Below are 21,993 nucleotides of genomic sequence, written 5' to 3'. Positions count from 1 at the left end.
GGCATCGATAATCCGGCGTGTGCGCATGCTGCGTGCAGGAGAGGCGATCGATGGGCAGGATCGGGCTGGCGATGGTGTGCGTGGCGCTGCTGTCGGCGCGCGACGCGTCTGCGGGCGGGCAGGACGTTCGCGCCTGCGAGATCGACCGGGCCAGCCTGCTGGCCTTGGACCAGCAACACTTCGATCAGGACGTGAGCGATGGCGGCGGCGGTTGGCGCGCGGTCGCGGCGCGTCCCGGCTGCGAAACCGTCGCGGCCGATCTGATCCGCGACTACCGGAAGGCGCATCCCGACGACCCTGGCATTCTCTATTGGCATGAGGGCCAGCTGCGCGCGTTCGCCGGCGACTATCCCGCCGCGATGGCGCTGATGCAGGCGTCCAAGAAGCCCGCGGCGCAGGATCCCGCTGGATGGAATCCGTACGTCGATGCGACGATGGCCTTCCTCGCCCACGACGCGAAGCGTCTGGCCGCGGCGAAGAAAGCGCTGGACGCGGTACCGCCATCGCCGGACCTGCCGCCGTTGCACGATGGCTTCATCGAGATGCCGATGCAGAACGGGCAACTGCTCAAGATGCACTGGCCGCCCAATGCCGACGTGGTCGAAGGACTGGCGCGGTGCATGGAGAAATCCTACGCCGTGGCCTACAGCCAGGAATGCCGGGCGGGCTCGCCCTAGGACCGCCATCTATCCACGGCAGATCGCCGCACTTGCGCGTGCCTGCCGGCTGGCGGCAGCGTGCAGCGCCCGCTCCCGACAAATTGCGTCCAGCAAAAAGGGCGCCGCATACGCAGGCGCCCTCGCTCATGCTGCTGCGGTCGGCAACGGGTGCCGGCCGCGTGGCGCTCAGCCGCCGCGCGGACCGCGGTTGCCGCCGCCGCCGGGGCGACCGCCGCCGCCCGGACGCCCGCCGCCGGGGCGGTTGCCGCCCGGACGCCCGCCGGGACCGCCCGGGCCGCGCTTCTGCCCGTCGGCGCGCGGGCCGGCCGGGCGGGCAGAACGCGGTGCCGCGCCGTACGGGTTGAAGCCGGGGGTGGCATGGTCGGACGGGAAGCTGGGCGCATTGCCCGGATGCCCGTACGGGTGCGCCTTGCGCTGGCCCTGTCCCTGGCCGCCGCGGCCCTGGCCTGCGGTCTGGCCGGCACCGGCGCCGGCGGGGCGCGGCTTGCCGTAGGGACGGCCTTGGCCTTGTCCCTGACCGCCGCGACCACCGGGACCGGCATTGCGATGCCCGGTCGGACCGGTGCTGACGCCGTCGGGCACGTACCAGGTGCGAAACGCGGCGGGATTGCCGTCCGGCAGCGGCTTGGGACCCTTCGGGGTGCGCTGCTTGAACGGCTTCTGCGCCTGCTGCGCGGCCATCTCGCCGCTGACGGTCAGCCCGCCGTGCGGCTTCTTGCCGCCGCGACCACGGCCGCGGTCCTCGCGGAAATTGTCGAAGCGGCGCAGCTCGCGGCCTTCGTCGGCGACGTTGTGGCCGTTGACGTAGGCATTGCCGCCGCGGCCGACCTGCACGGTGGCCTTGGCCGCCTTGCGCTGGCCGATCACCGGCTGCAGGGTCAGCGCCGACGGGGTGCCTTCTTCCAGCTTCAGTTCGGCGCGCAGCGCCTCGACCTTGTCCTGCGCCAGTTCCAGCGACTGCCCGCGCAGCAGCTCGCGCGGCAGGCCCACCTTGCCGTAGCGGGTGCGCTTGAGGCGGCTGACCTGGCAACCCTGCGATTCCCACAGCCGGCGCACTTCGCGGTTGCGGCCTTCCTTGACCACCACGCGGAACCAGTCGTGCGAATCGGTGCCGCCGATGCGTTCGATCTCGTCGAACTTGGCGCCGCCGTCTTCCAGCAGCACGCCGCGCGAGAGGCGCTCGACCATGCTGTCGGGCACCTTGTCCTCGCCTTCCGGGGCGCGCACGCGCACCACGTATTCGCGCTCGATCTCGTAGGACGGATGCATCATCGCGTTGGCCAGCTCGCCATCGGTGGTCAGCAGCAGCAGGCCGGTGGTGTTGATGTCCAGGCGGCCGATGGCGATCCAGCGCGCGCCCTTCAGTGCCGGCAGCGCCTCGAAGATGGTCGGGCGGCCTTCGGGATCTTCGCGCGTGGTCACTTCGCCTTCGGGCTTGTTGTAGATCAGCACGCGCGACGGCTCGGTCAGCGCGCTGGCGACGAAGCTGCGGCCGTCCAGCTCGATCCTGTCGCCGCTCTTGACCGACATGCCGGTCTGCGCGACCTCGCCGTTGACCTTGACCAGGCCGTCGGCGATGCGCTGCTCCAGCGCGCGGCGCGACCCCAGGCCGGCCTGCGCCAGGACCTTGTGCAGGCGTTCTTCCAGTTTCGGCTGCTCGCCGGCGGCATCGCGCTTGAGCGAGAGCTTGTTCAACGACAGCTTGCGGGAGGTGTCACTCATTTACTTGGCTCCGGCCGGCGCGGGATGCGTCGGCCTCTGGTTCGGAATCGGCATCGTCAACAGCCACGGTCGTCGTCGCGACGGCGTTGTCTTCGGCTTCGTTCGCATCCGCCGCGCGCTCGCCCGGCGCGGCTTCGGGTTCGCCCGTCGGGGCGGTGTCTGCAGCCGAGGCGGTCGCCGGGGCGGCGTCTGCATCGGTAGCGCGTTCGGTATCGGTATCGGTATCGCTGTGCGCGGCGGCGCTGGCGTCCGCAGCGTGGAGATCGGCTGCGTCGTCGGCTTCGGCCGGCAACGCGTCCGGATCGGGTGCAGTCTCCTGATCGGGTGCAATCTCCGTATCGGACGCGGTGCCGTGGTCTTCGTCGCCCGCATCGGCGGGCGGCGCGTCGGCCGAGTCGGCAGCCGCTGCCGAGCTGGCCGGGTCCGCGTCGGCCGCGCCGGCCTGCGCCATGTCGCCGACCGGCAGGGCGTCGCGGTCCAGCTGCAGTTGCGGTTCCAGTTCGCCGATGTCCTTCAGTTCCGACAGCGGCGGCAGTTCGTCCAGGCGCTTGAGCCCGAAATAGTCGAGGAAGCCCTTGGTGGTGCCGAACAGCGCCGGCTTGCCGGGCACGTCGCGGTGGCCGACCACGCGGATCCACTCGCGCTCTTCCAAGGCCTGGATGATGTTGCTGCTGACCGCCACGCCGCGCACCTGCTCGATCTCGCCGCGGGTGATCGGCTGGCGGTAGGCGATCAGCGCCAGGGTTTCCAGCGTGGCGCGGGTGTAGCGGGTCTTGCGCTCGGTCCACAGCCGCGCCACCCACGGGTGCACCTCGCTGTTGACCTGATAGCGGAAGCCCGACGCCACTTCCACCAGTTCCACGCCGCGCCCGGCGCAGGCCTCGCGCAACTGCTCCAGCGCCCGCTCGATGCTGCCCGGCGGGGCCGGCTCCTCCTCGGGGAACAGGCCGTGCAGCTGGGCCAGCGGCAGCGGTTGGTTGGCGGCGAGCAGGGCGGCCTCGACGATGCGGTTGATCAGCGCTTGATCCATGCGGAAAGGGGTCTTCGAAAACTCAGGTAGGGTCGTTGGCGGCGTCGGTATCGTCGAACTCGCTGTTGAACTGCAGCGGTTCGTTGGTGTTGCCCAGCGCCAGCGACTTGACGTAGATCGGCGCCAGCGGCAGCCGTTCGCCGTTGCGAACGACCTGATCCATCGGCTCCTGGACGATGTCCAGCAGCTGTTCCTTGGCCAGTTCCAGCAAGGCCAGGAAGGTGACCAGCACGCCCAGCTTGCCTTCCTCGGCGCTGAACAGCGATTCGAAGCGGTAGAAGCGGCCGTCGTCCAGGCGGCTCAGCACGTCGCCCATCCGCTGCCGCACGCTCAGCGCCTCGCGCTTGATGGCGTGGCCGCTGAACAGTTCGGCGCGCTTGAGCACGTCGTACAGCGCCAGCAGCATTTCCTTCAGCTCCACCGGCGGCGGCAGCTTCACCGCGGCGCGGTCGGGCACGTGCGCCTGCACCGTCGTGGTGTCGCGGTCCTGCCGCGGCAGCGCGTCGATGTCCTCGGCGGCCTGCTTGAAGCGTTCGTACTCCTGCAGGCGGCGGACCAGCTCGGCGCGCGGATCGGCTTCCTCGCCTTCCTGCGCCGGCGGCCGCGGCAACAGCATCCGCGACTTGATCTCGGCCAGGATCGCGGCCATCACCAGGTATTCGGCCGCCAGTTCGAAGCGCAGCTCCTGCATCACGTTGATGTAGTCCACGTACTGCCGGGTGATCTCGGCGACGGGGATGTCCAGGATGTCCAGGTTCTGCCGGCGGATCAGGTACAGCAACAGATCCAGCGGGCCTTCGAACGCATCCAGGATGACTTCCAGCGCATCCGGCGGAATGTACAGGTCCTGCGGGATCTGCAGGACCGGCTGCCCATGCACCACCGCCAGCGGCATCTCCTGCTGCTGTGGCGCGGTCTGCTGGATTGGCGGGTTCGCGTCGAGCGCGAGTTCGGAGGTCATCAGTTGGACGTCAGGTACATCGGTGTTGCGGTAGCGAAGGGCCGGGCGGGGGCGATCCGGCGCGGGCCTTGCCAGCAGTACTGCAGTTCACGTCGCGTCATCCCCGCAACGCGATCCACACTTCAACAGGACACAAGGCGTACGCCGCACGCGTCGCGGCGACGGAACAGCTCGAGGAGGACGTCTGCGCGGGCGGTGTCAGGCAGCGAATCGGTCGTCGGAAGGGGCTGGGGGAGCCAATCACCGACGGGCCGCTGCATCCGGCCGCGTGCAATGGAACCAAGGGTAATGCGCCAGCCGGGTCGGTGTCCAGCGCCGTGGCGCTAGAATTGTGCGGGGTTCATCTGCGAAACGAAGGGCGGTGGCGGTATGTGGTACGTGATCGAGGGATACGACGGCGCCGATGCGCTGCCGCGGCGGGCGGCGGCGCGGCCGGCGCACCTGGCCAGGCTGGAGGCCTTGCAGGAGGCCGGACGCCTGCTGCTGGCCGGCCCATGCCCGGCGATCGACGCCGAGGACCCGGGTCCGGCCGGCTTCAGCGGCAGCCTGGTGGTGGCCGCGTTCGACTCGCTGGCGCAGGCCCGGACCTGGGCCGACGCCGACCCGTACGTGGCGGCGGGCGTCTATGCGCGGGTCGAGGTGCGACCGTTCCGGAAGACCTTGCCGTGAGCGGTCCTGCCGTAGGCGAGATGGCCGCGAGCCGGGTCGAGCGCATCCGTGGCGCGTTGCAGGCCGCGTTCGCGCCGCAGTCGCTGGAGGTCGAGGACGACAGCCACCGTCATGCCGGCCACGCCGGCGCGCGCGACGGGCGCGGTCATTTCAATGTCCGCATCGTCAGCACCGCCTTTGCCGGCATGGCGCCGCTGGCCCGGCACCGCGCGGTCTACGCCGCGCTCGGCACGATGATGCAGACCGACATCCACGCGCTGTCGATCCGCGCCGAGGCGCCGCGCGACGGCGCCTGAGCGGTCGCGCAGGTGGCGTGTGGAGGAGCGCGGAATGCGCCGCGCCAAGGCCACGGCAGCCGAGAAAAGCGGAATGCAGTCCGTAATTATGCTGCGGCGCGTCATGATTCCGGCGATTTTGCGATCGATCAAGTGATTGAATTCAAAAGATTTTATTGAAAAAATAACAAAAGGCTTTCTGCCTCGTCCTGAAAACGATTACAGTCCGCGCCAGTTTCTCAATGTCTCGGCCGCGGAGGGCGGCACGATGGCGAAGAGCGCGGTCACCATCAAAGATGTCGCACGCGAGGCCCGGGTATCGGTGGCCACGGTGTCGCGTGCGCTCAACGGGCACGAGAACGTCGCCGAGCCGGTGCGCACGCTGGTGCTGGAGGTGGCCGAGCGGCTGCGCTACAGCCCGCATGCGGCCGCTCGCAGCCTCAGCAGCCGCCGCACCCAGACCCTGGGCGTGGTGCTGCCGGACCTGTACGGCGAGTTCTTCTCCGAGCTGATTCGCGGCATCGACGGCGCGGCGCGCGCGCGCCGCCAGCATCTGCTGGTGTCCAGCTACCACGGCGATCCGGAAGAGCAGGGCCGCGCGCTGCGCGCGATGCGCGGGCGCGTGGACGGCCTGCTGGTGCTGTCGCCGTACGCCGAGCGCCCCGGCTTCCTCACCGACAACCTGCCGCAGGCGTTGCCGACGGTGCTGATCAACACCTATCTGCCGGGCGCCGAGTATCCGGTGCTGAGCATCGACGACCATGCCGGTGCGATGGCGATGACCGAGCACCTGCTGGCGATGGGCCATCGCCGCATCGCCTTCGTCGGCGGTCCGGAGCTGAACTTCGATGCGCGCGAGCGCCTGCGCGGGTTCCGCGACGCGATCGCCGCGCATCCCGGCCAGGCGCAGGGCCAGGAGTTTCCCGGTCAGTTCGACGAAGCCTCCGGCCACCGCGCAGGGCAGGCGATGCTGCAGGCAGGCACGCTGCCCGACGCGGTGTTCGCCGCCAACGACATGACGGCGTTGGGTTGCCTGTACGCCTTCGCCCAGGCCGGCGTGCGCGTGCCCGACGACATCGCGCTGGCCGGCTTCGACGACATCCCGCTAGCGCGCTTCGTTCACCCGTCTCTCACCACCATGCAGGTGAGTATCGCCGGCCTCGGCGAGCAGGCGATGCGGCGCCTGCTGCAGTTGATCGATCACCCGGGCAACGACGAGGGGCTGCGGCAGACGCTGACGCCGCTGCTCGTCGTGCGCGATTCCAGTCTCAAGGTCAGGAAGGAATAGGGGACGCCACGTCGTCGTCGCCTGTGTCGCCATGTCGTTGTAACGCTCCACTTGCTGCACTTTTTTGTTTGCTTCAAGCAATCGCTACACCACAACCAAGAACCACCCTGGAGGTTTCATGCATCATCGTACTCAGACCACGGCTCGTCCTGCGCGCAAACTCCTCACCTGTGCGCTGGCCAGCTGCCTGTTGCTGAGCGCTGCGCCGTCGTTTGCGCAGAGCACCGCCGCCACGATCCGTGGGCAGGTCGCGCTGGATTCCGCGGCATCGGCGCAAGCACAGGTCACGGCGACCAACCTGGCGACCGGTCTGTCGCGTACCGTGCAGGTCAACAACGGCAGCTATGCGGTCGGCGGCCTGCCGCCCGGCTCGTACCGCATCGATCTGACCGCCAACGGCCAGACCACCTCGCAGAACGTCACCGTGCAGGTCGGCCAGACCGCGACGCTGAACCTGGGCGGCGCGGCAGCGGCCGCCAGCGCCAGCGGCGAAGGCGCCACCACGCTCGACGCGGTGCAGGTCACCGCGCCGCCGGTGCTGGTGGAGACCCGCACCTCCGAGAACGCCACCTACATCTCCAACGTGCAGATCGAGAAGCTGCCGCAGGCCACGCGCAACTTCCTCGAGCTGGCCGACAGCGTGCCGAGCGTGCAGTTCCAGCGCGACGCCAAGGGCAACACCACGGTGCGCTCCGGCGCGACCTCGGCCAACGGCACCAACGTCTACATCGACGGCATCAGCCAGAAGAACTACGTGCTGACCGGCGGCGTCAGCGGCCAGGACTCCAGCCGCGGCAATCCGTTCCCGCAGTCGGCGATCGGCGAATACAAGGTCATCACCTCCAACTACAAGGCCGAGTTCGATCAGGTCAGCAGCGCGGCGATCGTCGCCTCGACCAAGTCCGGTACCAACGATTTCCACGGCAGCTTCTTCTGGGATACCACCAACGACGACTGGCGCGCCGAGAGTCCGCTGGAACGCGAAGCCGGCAAGCGCGACGATTTTTCCGAGACCCAGTACGGGGCGACGTTCAGCGGCCCGATCCTGAAGGATCGCGCGCACTTCTTCGTCGCCTACGAGGCCAAGGAATACACCACGCCCAATACGGTGATCCCGGGCGGCATCTATGCCGATCGCGTCGATCAGCTGCCGAGCCAACTGCAGCCGCTGGTCACCACCTACAGCACCCCGTTCAAGGAAGACCTGTACTTCGGCAAGATCGACTGGACCATCGGCGACAACAGCCTGTTCGAGCTGAGCGGCAAGTACCGCAAGGAAGACGAGCTGTCCGACATCGGCGAGACCACCACTTACCAGCACGGCAGCACCAACGGCCAGGAAGAGAAGCGTGCCAACCTGCGCTGGCAGTACACCGGCGCGGCGTTCCTCAACGATCTGAACCTGAGCTACGAAAGCGCGTACTGGACCCAGGATCCGCTGACCAACGGCAGCGGCTACGTGCTGTCGTACGTGCCGCAGGCCGGCAACGAGACCACCATCCTCACCGCCGGTGCCGGCAGCAGCTACCAGAACAAGGGGCAGGAGGGCTGGACCCTGCAGGACGACCTGACGTTGAACAGCATGGACTGGCACGGCAGCCACACGGTCAAGATGGGCTTCAAGTACAAGGACATCGAACTGGATTCGACCCAGATCAATCCGGCCAATCCGCAGTACTACTACAACATCCTGACCGATACCGACACGCCGTACCGGGTGCGCTGGGGCGATACCAGCGGCGGTTCGGTGGTGTCCAAGAACAAGCAATACGGCATCTATCTGCAGGACGACTGGGAGGTCAACGAGCACCTGACGCTCAACCTCGGCGTGCGCTACGACTACGAGAAGACCCCCTCGTTCCTCGACTTCGTCACCCCGGCCGATGTCGCCAGCGCGCTGCAGAACTGGAGCAACCTGGACAACGCCAACTACGACATCTCCAACTACATCAGCAACGGCCACAACCGCAAGGCGTTCAAGGACGCCTGGCAGCCGCGGCTGGGCTTCTCCTACGACCTGTTCGGCGACCAGGCGCACGTGATCTACGGCGGCGCCGGCCGTGCTTACGACCGCAACATCTTCGACTACCTGGCGCTGGAGCAGCTCAACAACAGCTTCAAGTCGTATAGCTACTACTTCAGCAGCGCCAACAACGCCTGCCTGGGCGATCCCTGCGTGCCGTGGAACGAGAGCTACGCGACCCAGGCCGGCCTGGCCGGGCTTGCTTCGGCCAATACCGGCGGCGGCGGTCGCGAGATCTACCTGATCGACAACAACATCAAGGTGCCGTACTCCGACCAGTTCAGCCTGGGCATGCGCAACATGGTGCACCTGTGGGGCAACGACTGGTACACCGACGTGACCCTCAGCCGGATCGTGAGCAAGGACGGTTTCGTGTTCCTGCGCGGCAACCGCCGTGCCGACGGTTCGTTCTTCCTGCCGGGCACCACCTCCGGCGTGCCGACCGATTCGCCGAACGGCTACAGCGCGATCGTGCTGGGCACCAATGGCCTGGAAACGCGCAACAACCAGCTGGCGCTGAAGCTGGACAAGCCGTACGACAAGGAATCGGGCTGGGGCTTGACCGTGGCCTATACCTTCTCCGACGCCAAGGAAAACCGCCAGTTCGGCGAGCACTACGCGCTGGATCAGGCGTCGATGGCCGGCTACGGCTGGCGCGAGGCCGGCGGCATCCCGAAGAACCGCCTGGTGGTCACCGGCATCTACGATTTGCCGTACGCCATCACCCTGTCGGGCAAGCTGTCGCTGGCCAGCCAGACGCCGCACTACGGCACCAACTGCCTGGCCGGCAACGACCAGTGCTATATCATCCAGTACAAGCCGGATTCCACGCTGGGCTACAAGGAATTCAGCCTGGCGGCGAACAAGGAATGGGATACCGGCGCAGGCATCAAGTTCAACGTGCGCGCCGACATCATCAACCTGTTCAACTGGACCAACTACGCCGACTACAACACCGACACCGGGACCTACGACGATCTCAACACGTCGTACGGCACCGCCAACGGCGTGTTGGCGTCGCCGATGCGCACGTTCAAGCTGTCGTTCGGCCTGAACTGGTAAGCCCTGCCGTCGCGGCCCCGGATCCGCCCGGGGCCGCGACGGTCGATCTTCGCTGTGGAGGCGGCGATGATCCGCGGGGAGGCTGAGGCGCGCGTCCGCGGACGCGCGCGCCGGCGCCGCAGCGTCACTGGGCGCTGGTCGGCCCGATCGGGACATCGCTGTGCGTAATGCGTAAGTGCAGTACCAAGTAGGAAGCATGGGCCGTGCAACGTCGTCGCTGCCCATGTCGCGGCCCGCAATGTGTCATTTGGATGTTCTTTCTCCCATTTCGCCGATTCGCTTCGCTTTCCTACAACCAGACATGAAGAACCCTGGGAGGGTGTCATGAAACATTCCATCCAATCGACGTACCGGCCGCAACGCAGCGCCCTTGCCTGCGCACTGGCCGGCTGCTTGCTGTTCGCCGCCGCACCGGTGTTCGCGCAGAGCACCGCGGCCACCATCCGCGGCCAGGTAACGGCCGATGCGGCGCCTGCCGGCAGCGCGAAAGTGACCGCCACCAACGTGGCGACCGGCTTCAGCCGCAGCGTGCAGACCGGCGCCTCGGGCAGTTACTCGGTGGCGGGCCTGCCGCCCGGCACCTACCGCGTCGACGTGGAGTCGGGCGGCAACACCAGCAGCCAGACCATCACCGTGCAGGTCGGTCAGGCCGCGACGCTGAATCTCGGCGTCGGCGCCACCGGCACCAGTGCTGGCGGCAATGCCACGACCCTGGACACGGTGCAGGTCACCGCGCCGCTGGCGGTGGAAACCAAGACCTCGGAAGTGGCCACCTACGTCACCACGCGCCAGATCGAGGCCTTGCCGCAGAGTTCGCGCAACTTCCTGGCCTTCGCCGACACCGTGCCCGGCATGGTGTTCGAGACCAGCCCCAGCGACGGCTCGACCAAGCTGCAGTCCGGCGCGCAGAGCGCGAACAACATCAATGTGTTCATCGACGGCGTCGGCCAGAAGAACTACGTGTTGGCCGGCGGCATCACCGGGCAGGACTCCAGCCGCGGCAATCCGTTCCCGCAGCTGGCGATCGGCGAATACAAGGTCATCACTTCCAACTACAAGGCCGAGTACGACCAGCTGAGCAGCGCGGCGGTGTCGGCGGTGACCAGGTCCGGCGGCAACGATTTCCACGGCAGCTTCTTCTGGGATTACAGCAATTCGGACTGGCGCGCCGCGCGCGAGAGCGAGAAGGCGCAAGGCAGCAAGGATCGCTCCAAGGACGAGCAGTACGGCTTCTCGTTCGGCGGTCCGATCGTCAAGGACGTGGCGCATTTCTTCGTGACCTACGAGGGCAAGGACTATTCCGCGCCGCAGGACGTGTATCCGGGCCAGGGCTACAGCGTCTCCGAGTTGCCGGCCTCGCTGCAGTCGGCGGTGCGCAACAGCAGCGTGCCGTTCCACGAAGACCTGTACTTCGGCAAGATCGACTGGTCGATCGACGACAACAATCTGCTGGAACTGACCGCCAAGCGGCGCGAGGAAACCGGCCTGGGCAACATCGGTGCGCAGAATACCGAGTCCTACGCCACCGACAACCAGGTGGACGAAACCCGGGTGGACCTGCGCTGGCAGCTGACCATGGGCGACTGGCTCAACGATGCGCACCTGACCTACGAGAAGGCGTTCTGGTCGCTGGAGCCGAAGAACTTCGGCGACGGCTACGTGCTGACCGACGGTTCGGGTAACACCGGCAACGTGATCCTGGCCACCGGCGCAGGTTCGGGTGGCTACCAGCACAAGGGCCAGAAGGGGCACTCGTTCCAGGACGACCTGACCTTCTCCGGCTGGGAAGGCCACACCCTCAAGATGGGCGTGAAGTACAAGCAGGTCGAGCTGACCACGCTGGAGCAGCAGCCGTACAACCCGCAGTACTACTACGACATCAACGACAGCACCACGGTGCCGTACTACATCAGCTTCGCCTCCGGCATCACCGGCACCAGCCAGGGCGCGCTGACCTCCAAGAACAAGCAGTTCGGCATCTATTTCCAGGACGACTGGGAGGTCAACGACCGGCTGACCCTGAACCTGGGCCTGCGTTGGGACTACGAGAAATCACCGAGTTACCTGAACTACGTGACCGATCCGGACGTGGTGGCGGCCATCTACAGCCAGGACCCGAACGCGGCGGCCGGCCAGACCTATGCGCAGACGCTGGCGTTGGGCGGCATCGACATCTCCAACTACATCAGCGACGGCAGCAACCGGCATGCGTTCAAGGATGCCTGGCAGCCGCGCCTGGGCTTCTCCTATGACCTGAGCGGCGACCAGAAGCACGTGCTGTTCGGCGGCGCCGGCCGCTCCTACGACCGCAATCTGTTCGACTACCTGGCGCTGGAGCAGACCAAGGCCACGTACGGCAGCTACGGCTATTCGGTCAACACGGCGGCGCATCCCTGCACGGTGGGCGTCAACAATTGCCTGGAATGGGACGACTCGCTGCTGCAGCAGTCCACGCTCGACGGGCTGGTGGCGAACAACTCGGCGGCCGGCCGCGAGGTCGATCTGCTGGCCAACAACCTGAAGGTGCCGTATTCGGACCAGTTCAGCCTCGGCATCCGCGACACCTTCCACATGCTGGGCTACGACTGGAACAGCTCGGTGACCCTGCAGCGCATCGTGTCCAAGGACGGCCTGGTGTTCCTGCTCGGCAACCGCCGTCCGGATGGCAGCTTCTTCGAGCCGGGCACCATCTCCGGTTCGCCGTGGGACTACGGCGTGCCCGGCTACGGTTCGCTGATCCTGGGCATGAACGGCCTGGAGACGCGCAACAACTCGCTGCTGCTGAGCCTGGAGAAGCCGTACACCTCCGAGTCGCCGTGGAGCGTGAACGTCGCCTACACCTATAGCAACGCCAAGGAGAACCGGCAGTTCGGCGAGCACTATGCGCTGGACTACCCGACGCTGTCGGGCTACGGCTGGTTCACCTCCGGCGGCGTCGCGCGGCACCGGCTGGTGATCAGCGGCGTCGCCGACGGTCCGTGGGACACCACGTTCTCCGGCAAGCTGACGCTGTCCACCCCCGAGTACTACTACACCACCTATTGCCCCTCGGACGGGCAGTGCCGCATCCGCCAGTTCCATCCGGACACCACGCTGGGCATCAAGCAGCTGGACCTGGCGGCGCAGAAGGTGTGGGACACCGGTTCCAACGTCAAATTGAAGATGCGCCTGGATGTGCTGAACGTCTTCAACTGGAAGAACTACGACTCCTACAGCGTGGATTGGGACAGCGGGACCTATACCGGCTACGACCAGTACGCGACCCGTACCGCCAAGCTGTCGCTGGGCCTGGATTGGTGAAGGCTTTGCCGCGGCCACCCCGGAACGTTTAGGGTGGTCGCGGCGAGGCGGGAAGTAGGATAATTTCGTACATGCATGTAAACGATTTCACAGGGGTGTCGAAGGCATGAAACCGGGCAGCGTCGCACGCTCACCATTGGTCCTGCTGCTGGCGGCGGTCGCGCTGCTGGCATCCTGCAAGAAAACCGAGGAGCCCACCGTAGCGGACAAGAAGCCGATCAAAGTGATCCTGATCGAAGCCGAACTTCCCCCCAAGCTGGTCAAGCCCGAATTGCCGCCGCTGTTCGACGACATCGAACGGCGCACCTTCCAGTTCTTCTGGGACACCACCAACGAGCAGAACGGCCTGGCGGTCGACCGCTACCCGTCGCGCCCGTTCGCCAGCATCGCCTCGATCGGCTTTGCGCTCACCGTCTATCCGATCGGCTACGAGAACGGCTGGATCAGCCGCGAGCAGGCGGTGCAGCGCACCCTGACCACGCTGCGCTTCCTGCGCGATGTGCCGGTCGGCCCGCAGCGCACCGGCCGCGCCGGCTACAAGGGCTTCTACTACCACTTCCTGGACATGCAGAAAGGCCTGCGCTACGACCAGTGGGTGGAGCTGTCGAGCGTGGACACCGCGCTGCTGATGATGGGCGTGCTGTTCGCCCAGTCCTACTACGAAGGCGACAGCGCCGACGAGAAGGAGATCCGCCAGATCGCCGACACGCTGTATCGCCGCGTGGACTGGAAGTGGATGCAGCAGCGCACGCCGCTGATCACGATGGGCTGGTATCCCGAGCGCGGTTTCATCCAGCACGACTGGATGGGCTACAACGAAGGCATGATGGTCTATCTGCTGGCGCTGGGCTCGCCGACCCATCCGGTGGAACCGGATGCGTGGCTGGAGTGGACGCGCACCTACAACAAGGACTGGGGCGTGTACTACGGCCAGGAATACCTGGCGTTCGGGCCGCTGTTCGCGCATCAGTACAACCACGTCTGGATCGACTTCCGCGACATCCAGGACCAGTACATGCGCGAGCACGGCATCGACTACTTCCTCAACAGCCGCCGCGCCACGCTCGCCCAGCGCGAATACGCCATCGACAACCCGATGAAGTGGAAGGAGTACGGCGAGAACGTGTGGGGCCTGACCGCCAGCGACGGCCCGCAGAACACCACCCAGGACTACCGCGGCGAACAGCGCCAGTTCTTCCACTACCGCACCCGCGGCGCCGGATTGTTCGAAGCCTTCGACGACGGCACCATCGCGCCGACCGCGGCGGTGTCCTCGATCGTGTTCGCGCCGGAAGTGGTGATCCCGGCGACCCAGGAAATGCACAAGCGCTTCGGCGACTTCATCTATTCCAGCTACGGCTTCCTGGATTCGTTCAATCCCAGCTTCAACTACGATATCCCGCTCAAGACCGGGCGCATGGTCCCCAACCGCGGTTGGGTCGCCGGCGACTACATCGGCATCGACCAGGGCGCGATCGTCACCATGATCGCCAACTACCGCAACGAGTTCGTCTGGAACGTGATGAAGAAGAACAAGTACCTGCGTACCGGGCTGGAGCGCGCCGGCTTCAGCGGCGGCTGGCTGACCCCGGAGGGCGAGACCCAGCCGCTGCCGAAGAAGGACGAGCAGGCCGCCACGGCGCGGGCGCTGGGCATCGCCGAGTCGCGTGCCGCGTCCGCCGAGGCGCAGCCCAATCCCGCGCAACGCCAACCGCAGAATCCGCAATGAGCGCATTGCCGATCAGCCGTTGGATATCGCTGGGCCTGCTGGTGCTGGCCGTGTGCGGGTGCGCGCGCGCGCCGCAGGGCGAGGTGGTGCGGTTCTGGGCGATGGGCCGCGAGGCCGAGGTGGTGGCCGAGCTGATGCCCGAGTTCGAGAAGGAGAATCCCGGCATCCACGTGGATATCCAGAACATCCCGTGGACCGCCGCGCACGAAAAGCTGCTGACCGCGTTCGCCGCCGACGGGTTGCCGGACGTGTGCCAGCTCGGCAACACCTGGATCCCCGAATTCGCCGCGCTGGACACGCTGCAGCCGCTGCAGCCCTACGTGGACAACTCCAAGGTCGTCGATCCGAAGGACTACTTCGCCGGCATCTGGGACACCAGCGTCATCGACGGCCAGCTGTACGGGGTGCCGTGGTACGTGGACACGCGCCTGCTGTTCTACCGCAAGGACATGCTCCGGGATGCCGGCGTGGAAACGCTGCCGCAGACCTGGGCCGAGTGGGAGCAGGCCATGGCCGCGGTGAAGAAGCACGTGGGGCCCAAGCGCTACGCGATCCTGATGCCGATCAACGAATTCGAGCAGCAGCTGTCGCTGGGCCTGCAGCTGGACGATCCGCTGCTGCGCGACCACAACAACTACGGCAATTTCCGCAGCCCCGGTTTCCGCAAGGCGCTGGGCTTCTACGCCAATATGTTCGAGCAGGGCTGGGCGCCGAAGATGTCCGAGACCCAGATCTCCAACGTGTGGGACGAATTCTTCAACGGCTTCTACGCGTTCTACATCTCCGGGCCGTGGAATATCCGCGAGTTCCGCAAGCTCGAGCCGGCGGCGCTGAAAGGGCAGTGGGGCACGATGCCGCTGCCGGGCCCGAGCGGCCCGGGCGCCGGCATCGCCGGCGGCACCAGCCTGGTGATCTTCCGCAAGTCGCAGCAGAAGGACGCGGCGTGGAAGCTGATCGAGTTCCTGTCGCGGCCGCAGACCCAGGCGCGTTTCCATGCGCTGATCGGCGATATGCCGCCGCGGCGCAGCACCTGGGACTATCCGTCGCTGGCCAACGATCCGCTGGCGCATGCGTTCCGCGACCAGCTGGAGCGGGTCAAGCCGGCGCCGAAGGTGCTGGAGTGGGAGCGCATCGTGCAGGAAATGCGGCTGGTCACCGAGCGCGTGGTGCGCGGCGGCGAGAGCCAGGAGAAGGCGGTGCAGGACCTGGACAAGCGCGTGGATGAAATCCTGGAGAAGCGGCGCTGGATCTATCAGCAGCAACACCCGCAGGCAGCGGCCGCAGCGGCTGCGGGAGCGGCGCCATGAAGCGCGGTTCCCTGGTCGGCTGGCTGTTCGCCGGGCCGGCGCTGATCGTGATCGGCGTGTTCTTCGGCCTGCCGGTGCTGTCGGCGCTGGCGCTGAGCGTCACCGATTTCGACCTGTACGCGCTGGCCGACAGCAACCACCTGCGCTTCGTTGGCCTCGGCAACTACCTCGAGTTGCTGCAGACCCAGATGTTCTGGAAGTCGCTGTGGAACACCACCTACTTCGTCATCGTCGGCGTGCCGCTGTCGATCGGCGCCTCGCTGGGCGCCGCCCTGCTGCTCAATGCGCCGGTGGCGCGGTTCAAGCCGCTGTTCCGCACCGCGCTGTTCGCGCCGGTGGTGACCACGCTGGTGGCGGTGGCGGTGATCTGGCGCTATCTGTTCCACACCAGTTACGGCCTGGTCAACTACGGCCTGAGCCACCTGGGCATCGGCCCGATCGACTGGCTCGGCGACCCGCATTGGGCGATGCCGACGATCATGCTGTTCGCGGTGTGGAAGAACTTCGGCTACAACATGGTGATCTTCCTCGCCGGCCTGCAAGGCATTCCGCAGGACCTGTACGAGGCCGCGCGCATCGACGGCGCGTCGAAGTGGAAGCAGTTCCTGCACATCACCCTGCCGATGCTGGGGCCGGTGCTGCTGGTGGTCGGGGTGATCACCGTGTCCGGCTATTTCCAGCTGTTCGCCGAACCCTACGTGATGACCCGCGGCGACCCGCTGCAAAGCACGGTCAGCGTGCTGTACTTCATGTTCGAAGAAGGCTTCAAGTGGTGGAACCTCGGCCGCGCGTCGGCGGTGGCGTTCCTGCTGTTCCTGATCATCCTGGGAGTGACCTCCGTGATGCTGCGCTTCGGCCGCAAGAAGGACCTGGTATGAGCCGCGAAATCGGCGCCTCGCGCTGGAATACGCTGCTGATCAACGGCGGGCTGCTGGTGCTGGCGCTGGTCAGCCTGGCGCCGCTGCTGTGGATGGTGTCGGTGTCGTTCATGCCGGCCGGGCAGGCGAGCCGGTTCCCGCCGCCGATGCTGCCCACCGGCCCGACCCTGGCCAACTACGGCGAGCTGTTCTCGCGCACCGGCATGGCACGCAACTTCGCCAACAGCCTGCTGGTGTCGTGCGCGATCACCTTCGGTTCGCTGCTGATCAACACCATGGCCGGCTATGCCTTCGCCAAGCTGCGCTTCGTCGGCAAGGAGCGGATCTTCCAGATCCTGCTGGCGGCGCTGGTGATCCCGGCGCAGGTGGCGATGCTGCCGCTGTTCCTGCTGATGAAGCAGCTGCACCTGGTCAACAACTTCGGCGGGGTGGTGGTGCCGGCACTGGCGACGGTGTTCGGCATCTTTCTGGTGCGCCAGTACGCGCGCTCGATCCCGGACGAACTGCTGGAGGCGGCCCGCATCGACGGCGCCGGCGAGCTGCGCATCTTCTTCCAGATCGTGCTGCCGATGCTCAAGCCGGTACTGGTGACGCTGACCATCTTCACCTTCATGGCCGCGTGGAACGACTTCATGTGGCCGCTGATCGTGCTGACCGACCAGGAGCACTACACCTTGCCGGTGGCGCTGGCGGCGCTGTCGCGCGAACACATCATGGACGTGGAGATGATGATGGCCGGCGCGGTGGTGACGGTGATCCCGGTGCTGGCGCTGTTCCTGGCGCTGCAGCGCTACTACATCCAGGGCTTGCTGCTGGGTAGTGTGAAGGGGTGAGGAAACGCGCGAGCCACTGCTCGCGCGCTCCCAAACGCCGGCCATGGATGGCCAGCCGGTATTTCGAAGCCGGTATGCTTCGCCAGGGCCGTCATGGCGGATGCACGGGTGTGGGGTCGTGCAGATCGCAGGCCATGCTCCACGCGCACCTGTAGCAGGGGCTTCAGCCCCGACGCCTTACCGGTAACGCGTCGGGGTTGAAGCCCCTCCTGCAAAAAAGCCAACGACACAACGGGAACGAGGTTCATGACGCGAGCGGCGATGACGAGCAGACGGTGGGCGATGGCCATCCTGGGCCTGGCGGCAGCGCAGGCCTTCGCCGCGGCGCCGACCGCGCCGGTCGCGCTGGACAGCTTCAACAACCTCGACAACTGGCAGATCGTCGTCTCCAACCAGGTCACCGCCTCGACCCGGCTGGTGCAGGCCGCCAGCGGCGGCCGCGCCAAGGCGATCTGCCTGGACTACGACTTCAACGGCGTCTCCGGCTACGCCGGGATCCGCCGCGCGATCCCGATCGACTACCCGGACAACTACCAGCTCTCGTTCCAGTTGCGCGGCGACTCGCCCAGCAACGACCTGCAGTTCAAGCTGGTCGACGCCAGCGGCGACAATGTGTGGTGGGTCAACCGGCCGCGCTACGACTTCCCCAAGCAGTGGAGCACAGTCAGCTTCAAGAAGCGGCAGATCGACAAGGCCTGGGGGCCGAGTCCGGACAAGGAACTCAAGCGCAGCGCGCAGGTCGAGTTCACCATCTACAACCAGGTCGGCGGCAAGGGCACGGTGTGCTTCGACCAGCTGACCCTGACCCCGCTGCCGCCGCAGGACACCTCGCCGCTGACGGTGAAGGTCAGCGCCGACACCGCGCCGGCGCTGGAGCAGCGCATCGCCGACGGCAAGCCGGACACGGTGTGGTACAGCGGCAACGCCAAGACCCAGACCATCATGCTGGACCTGGGCAAGGTGCGCGAGTTCGGCGGCGCCAAGGTGCAGTGGGCGCCGGGCGTGTACGCCTCGCGCTACAAGCTGCAGGGCTCGGCCGACGGCCGCAGCTGGCGCGAACTGCGCAGCGTCACCGCCGGCAACGGCGGCACCGACTGGCTGCCGATGCCGGACACCGAGGCGCGCTACGTGCGCATCGACCTGGAGGACGGCCCCAGCTTCCGCTACGGCATCGCCGATATCGCGCTGCAGCCGCTGGCCTTCGCCGCGACCCCGAACGATTTCGTCAAGTCGGTGGCGGCCGATTCCACCCGCGGCTGGTTCCCGCGCGGCTTCAGCGGCGAGCAGCCGTATTGGACCATCGTCGGCCTGGACGGCGGCCGCGAGCAGGGCCTGGTCGGCGAGGACGGCGCGATCGAAGTGGGCAAGGGCGGCTTCAGCATCGAGCCGTTCCTGTTACTGGACGGCAAGCGTTTGAGCTGGGCCGACGTGAAGACCGCGCAGAGCCTGCAGGACGACTACCTGCCGATTCCCAGCGTGGACTGGAGCCACGACAACGCGGGCCTGCGCATCACCGCCTTCGTGCAGGGCACGCCGGAGCAGGCGCAGCTGGTGGCGCGCTACCGGCTCAGCAACCCGAGCAAGAAACCGCACGACTACACCCTGGCGCTGGCGGTGCGGCCGTTCCAGGTGAACCCGCCCAGCCAGTTCCTCAACACCGTCGGCGGGGTCAGCCCGATCCATCTGCTGGCGTTCGACGGCGGCCAGGTGCAGGTCAACGGCGAGCCGCGCGTGTTCGCGGTGCAAAAGCCCGACGCGACCTATGCCACCGCGTTCGACGCGGGCATCGACATCGAGCGCCTGGCCGCCGACAGCACCACGCTGCCGCAGCAGGCGGCCGATGCCGACGGCCTGGCCTCGGGCGCGCTGCTGTACCGCGGACGCCTGGCCCCGGGCGAAGTGCGCGAAGTGGCCCTGGTGATCCCGCAGACCGGCGCGCAGGCGTTGCCGTCCGGGTTCGATGCGGCGCGTGCGCAGCAGCTGGTGGCCGAGCAGTGGCGCGAGAAGCTGGACCGGGTGCAGGTCAGCGTGCCGGCCGAGGGCAAGCCGCTGGCCGACACCTTGCGCACCGCGCTGGCGCACATGCTGATCTCGCGGATCGGGCCGCGCCTGCAGCCGGGCACCCGCTCGTATTCGCGCAGCTGGATCCGCGACGGCGCGATGATTTCCGAAGGCCTGCTGCGCCTGGGCCGTGCCGATGTGGCGCGCGAATACCTGGAGTGGTACGCGCCGTACCAGTTCGCCAACGGCATGGTGCCGTGCTGCGTGGACGACCGCGGCAGCGATCCGGTGCCGGAGAACGACAGCCATGGCGAACTGATCTTCGCCGTCGCCGACTACTACCGCTACAGCGGCGACCGCGCGTTCCTGGAGAAGATGTGGCCGCACGTGCTGGCCGCGTACGAGTACATGGAACAGCTGCGGCAGAGCGAGCGCACCGAGGACAACCGGGCGCGCAATCCGGCGTTCTACGGGATGATGCCGGTGTCGATCAGCCACGAAGGCTATTCGGCCAAGCCGATGCATTCGTACTGGGACAACTTCTGGGCGCTGCGCGGCTACAAGGACGCGGTGGAGATCGCCGCCGAGCTCGGCCGCATCGACGACGCGGCGCGCTTCGCCGCCGCGCGCGACGAATTCCGTCAGGACCTGTACGCCTCGCTGCAGACCGCCACGCAGCAGCATCACATCGATTTCCTGCCCGGGTCGGCCGAGCTGGGCGATTTCGATCCCACCTCCACCACCATCGCGCTGGCGCCGGGCGGGGAGCAGGGACGGCTGCCGCCGCAACTGCTGGGCAATACCTTCGAGCGCTATTGGGGCGAGTTCGCCAGCCGCCGCGACGGCAAGCGCGAGTGGAAGGACTACACCCCGTACGAATGGCGCAACGTCGCCGCGTTCGTGCGCCTGGGCTGGCGCGAGCGCGCCTGGGACGCGACCCAGTTCTTCTTCAAGGACCGCGCGCCGCAGCCGTGGAACCAGTGGGCCGAAGTGGTCTCGCGCACGCCGCGCAAGCCGTTCTTCGTCGGCGACCTGCCGCATGCCTGGGTCGGCTCGGACTTCGTGCGTTCGGTGCTGGACATGTTCGCCTACGCGCGCGACATCGACGGCAGCCTGGTGCTGGCGGCGGGCGTGCCGGCGGCCTGGTTCGACGGCAAGGGCATCGCGATCCAGGACCTGCGCACCCCGCAGGGCGAACTGAGCTACCAACTGCGCCGGCAGAAGAACCGTCTGATCCTGGGCATCAGTGGCGGCCTGCGCGTGCCCAGCGGTGGCCTGGTGCTGCCGTGGCCGTATCCGGGCGAGCCCGGGCGCACCCTGGTCAACGGCGAAGCGGCGCAGTGGGAAAACGGCGAGCTGCGGATTCGCTCGTTGCCGGCGGATGTGCAGGTCGAGGTGCGGTGAGGCCGGGATTCGGGAGTCGGGGATTCGGGATTCGTAACAGCAAAAGCAAAAGCAAAAAAGCGCCGGCGTGCCGGCGCTTTTTTTGTTCGTTTCCCGGTCGCGGGGAACCGGGCTTTAGCGAATCCCGAATCCCTAATCCCGAATCCCGCGGACAATGGCTGCCGCCTTCGCCGCGCTCTCCCGCACCTTGTCCCACTCGCCGTTGGCCAGCCAGTCCTTCGGCACCATCCACGAGCCGCCGATGCAGACCACGTTCGGCTGCGCCAGATATTCGGCCGCGGTGCTTTCGCCGATGCCGCCGGTGGGGCACAGCTTCAGGTCCGCCAGCGGACCGGCCAGGCCCTTGAGCATCGCCAGGCCGCCGACCGCGGTGGCCGGGAACAGCTTGCACACGCGGAAGCCGCGCGCCATCAGCGCCAGCAGTTCGGTCGGGGTGGCCGCGCCCGGGACCACCGGCAGCGGCGCCCGCGCCAGTGCGTCGGCCAGCGCCGGCGGCGTGCCCGGGGTGACGATGAAGTCGGCGCCGGCGTCGATCGACTGCTGCAGCTGGGTCTCGGTGAGCACGGTGCCGGCGCCGATCTTGATGTCCGGCAGTTCGCGCTTGAGCATCGCCAGCGCCTCCATCGCCACCGGCGTGCGCAGGGTCAGCTCGATCGCGGGCAGGCCGCCTTCGAGCAGCGCGGCGGAGACGCGGCGCGCCTCGTCCAGGCTGTGCACGGTCACCACCGGCAGGATGCCGGCGTCGCGCAGCAGCTGTTCGGCGGTGTTCTGGTGTTCGGCAATCGTCATGGCAATCTCGTATTCGCAATGAAGGCGGGAGTGCGTCGGCCG

The 21,993-nt window shown here is 67.2% G+C and carries 15 protein-coding genes; 11 read left to right on the top strand and 4 right to left on the bottom strand.

The annotated features are described in order from the left end of the window. Positions 1-50: 50 nt before the first annotated feature. Complete coding sequence (locus AB3X08_RS13250) at positions 51-677, top strand: hypothetical protein (protein ID WP_369933096.1); 627 nt, start codon at positions 51-53, stop codon at positions 675-677. Positions 678-845: 168 nt separating this feature from the next. Here AB3X08_RS13250 and AB3X08_RS13245 read toward each other — a convergent pair whose 3' ends face one another. The 3 genes from AB3X08_RS13245 to AB3X08_RS13235 are packed head-to-tail and all read right to left on the bottom strand — an operon-like array spanning position 846 to position 4,393. Further along, positions 846-2,402 carry a pseudouridine synthase gene (locus AB3X08_RS13245; RefSeq protein WP_369933094.1) on the bottom strand — a complete coding sequence of 519 codons (1,557 nt, stop codon included), beginning with the start codon at positions 2,400-2,402 and terminating at the stop codon, positions 846-848. Beyond that, positions 2,395-3,432: an SMC-Scp complex subunit ScpB gene (gene scpB / locus AB3X08_RS13240; RefSeq protein WP_369933093.1), complete on the bottom strand. Its 1,038-nt coding sequence runs from the start codon at positions 3,430-3,432 to the stop codon at positions 2,395-2,397. The genes AB3X08_RS13245 and scpB overlap by 8 nt, the downstream gene beginning before the upstream one ends. A 22-nt stretch (positions 3,433-3,454) precedes the next feature. Beyond that, a complete protein-coding gene (locus AB3X08_RS13235) occupies positions 3,455-4,393 on the bottom strand; it encodes a segregation and condensation protein A (protein ID WP_369933092.1) in 939 nt (312 codons plus the stop codon). Positions 4,394-4,762: 369 nt separating this feature from the next. Here AB3X08_RS13235 and AB3X08_RS13230 point away from each other — a divergent pair, with 369 nt between their 5' ends. The 10 genes from AB3X08_RS13230 (at position 4,763) to AB3X08_RS13185 (ending at position 21,162) form a co-directional block, all read left to right on the top strand. Then, entirely contained in the window at positions 4,763-5,062 is a 300-nt protein-coding gene (locus AB3X08_RS13230) for a YciI family protein (protein WP_369933091.1), read from the top strand. Between the two features lie 20 nt (positions 5,063-5,082). Next, a complete protein-coding gene (locus tag AB3X08_RS13225) occupies positions 5,083-5,358 on the top strand; it encodes a BolA family protein (protein WP_369938529.1) in 276 nt (91 codons plus the stop codon). 247 nt (positions 5,359-5,605) lie between these two features. Next, positions 5,606-6,625 carry a LacI family DNA-binding transcriptional regulator gene (locus AB3X08_RS13220; protein ID WP_369933090.1) on the top strand — a complete coding sequence of 340 codons (1,020 nt, stop codon included), beginning with the start codon at positions 5,606-5,608 and terminating at the stop codon, positions 6,623-6,625. Positions 6,626-6,743: 118 nt separating this feature from the next. Next, entirely contained in the window at positions 6,744-9,710 is a 2,967-nt protein-coding gene (locus AB3X08_RS13215; protein ID WP_369933089.1) for a TonB-dependent receptor, read from the top strand. A gap of 324 nt (positions 9,711-10,034) precedes the next feature. Beyond that, entirely contained in the window at positions 10,035-13,010 is a 2,976-nt protein-coding gene (locus AB3X08_RS13210; protein WP_369933088.1) for a TonB-dependent receptor, read from the top strand. Between the two features lie 106 nt (positions 13,011-13,116). Continuing rightward, entirely contained in the window at positions 13,117-14,739 is a 1,623-nt protein-coding gene (locus AB3X08_RS13205; protein WP_369933087.1) for a glucoamylase family protein, read from the top strand. Beyond that, positions 14,736-16,046 carry a sugar ABC transporter substrate-binding protein gene (locus tag AB3X08_RS13200; RefSeq protein ID WP_369933086.1) on the top strand — a complete coding sequence of 437 codons (1,311 nt, stop codon included), beginning with the start codon at positions 14,736-14,738 and terminating at the stop codon, positions 16,044-16,046. Before AB3X08_RS13205 ends, AB3X08_RS13200 begins: the two co-directional genes overlap by 4 nt. Further along, complete coding sequence (locus tag AB3X08_RS13195) at positions 16,043-16,924, top strand: carbohydrate ABC transporter permease (protein ID WP_369933085.1); 882 nt, start codon at positions 16,043-16,045, stop codon at positions 16,922-16,924. The genes AB3X08_RS13200 and AB3X08_RS13195 overlap by 4 nt, the downstream gene beginning before the upstream one ends. Next, entirely contained in the window at positions 16,921-17,757 is an 837-nt protein-coding gene (locus AB3X08_RS13190; RefSeq protein ID WP_369933084.1) for a carbohydrate ABC transporter permease, read from the top strand. Before AB3X08_RS13195 ends, AB3X08_RS13190 begins: the two co-directional genes overlap by 4 nt. Positions 17,758-18,018: 261 nt before the next feature. After that, the gene (locus AB3X08_RS13185; RefSeq protein WP_369933083.1) at positions 18,019-21,162 is read left to right on the top strand and encodes a discoidin domain-containing protein; all 3,144 of its coding nucleotides are present in this window, start codon (positions 18,019-18,021) and stop codon (positions 21,160-21,162) included. A gap of 132 nt (positions 21,163-21,294) precedes the next feature. Here the strand turns inward: AB3X08_RS13185 and AB3X08_RS13180 are convergent, their stop codons facing one another. After that, a complete protein-coding gene (locus AB3X08_RS13180) occupies positions 21,295-21,951 on the bottom strand; it encodes a bifunctional 4-hydroxy-2-oxoglutarate aldolase/2-dehydro-3-deoxy-phosphogluconate aldolase (protein ID WP_369933082.1) in 657 nt (218 codons plus the stop codon). Positions 21,952-21,993 lie beyond the last annotated feature (42 nt).

The organism is Xanthomonas sp. DAR 34887, assembly GCF_041245805.1.
GTDB lineage: Bacteria > Pseudomonadota > Gammaproteobacteria > Xanthomonadales > Xanthomonadaceae > Xanthomonas_A > Xanthomonas_A tesorieronis.
The sequence above is the reverse complement of the archived record's forward strand: the minus strand, read 5'-3'. Positions and strand labels throughout refer to the sequence as shown.

Coding starts and splice junctions, on each gene's coding strand:
- AB3X08_RS13200 (WP_369933086.1), top strand. CDS start 14,736: ATGAGCGCATTGCCGATCAGCCGTTGGATATCGCTGGGCCTGCTGGTG.
- AB3X08_RS13250 (WP_369933096.1), top strand. CDS start 51: ATGGGCAGGATCGGGCTGGCGATGGTGTGCGTGGCGCTGCTGTCGGCG.
- AB3X08_RS13245 (WP_369933094.1), bottom strand. CDS start 2,402: ATGAGTGACACCTCCCGCAAGCTGTCGTTGAACAAGCTCTCGCTCAAG.
- AB3X08_RS13225 (WP_369938529.1), top strand. CDS start 5,083: ATGGCCGCGAGCCGGGTCGAGCGCATCCGTGGCGCGTTGCAGGCCGCG.
- scpB (WP_369933093.1), bottom strand. CDS start 3,432: ATGGATCAAGCGCTGATCAACCGCATCGTCGAGGCCGCCCTGCTCGCC.
- AB3X08_RS13180 (WP_369933082.1), bottom strand. CDS start 21,951: ATGACGATTGCCGAACACCAGAACACCGCCGAACAGCTGCTGCGCGAC.
- AB3X08_RS13205 (WP_369933087.1), top strand. CDS start 13,117: ATGAAACCGGGCAGCGTCGCACGCTCACCATTGGTCCTGCTGCTGGCG.
- AB3X08_RS13210 (WP_369933088.1), top strand. CDS start 10,035: ATGAAACATTCCATCCAATCGACGTACCGGCCGCAACGCAGCGCCCTT.
- AB3X08_RS13235 (WP_369933092.1), bottom strand. CDS start 4,393: ATGACCTCCGAACTCGCGCTCGACGCGAACCCGCCAATCCAGCAGACC.
- AB3X08_RS13185 (WP_369933083.1), top strand. CDS start 18,019: ATGACGAGCAGACGGTGGGCGATGGCCATCCTGGGCCTGGCGGCAGCG.
- AB3X08_RS13190 (WP_369933084.1), top strand. CDS start 16,921: ATGAGCCGCGAAATCGGCGCCTCGCGCTGGAATACGCTGCTGATCAAC.
- AB3X08_RS13230 (WP_369933091.1), top strand. CDS start 4,763: ATGTGGTACGTGATCGAGGGATACGACGGCGCCGATGCGCTGCCGCGG.
- AB3X08_RS13215 (WP_369933089.1), top strand. CDS start 6,744: ATGCATCATCGTACTCAGACCACGGCTCGTCCTGCGCGCAAACTCCTC.
- AB3X08_RS13195 (WP_369933085.1), top strand. CDS start 16,043: ATGAAGCGCGGTTCCCTGGTCGGCTGGCTGTTCGCCGGGCCGGCGCTG.
- AB3X08_RS13220 (WP_369933090.1), top strand. CDS start 5,606: ATGGCGAAGAGCGCGGTCACCATCAAAGATGTCGCACGCGAGGCCCGG.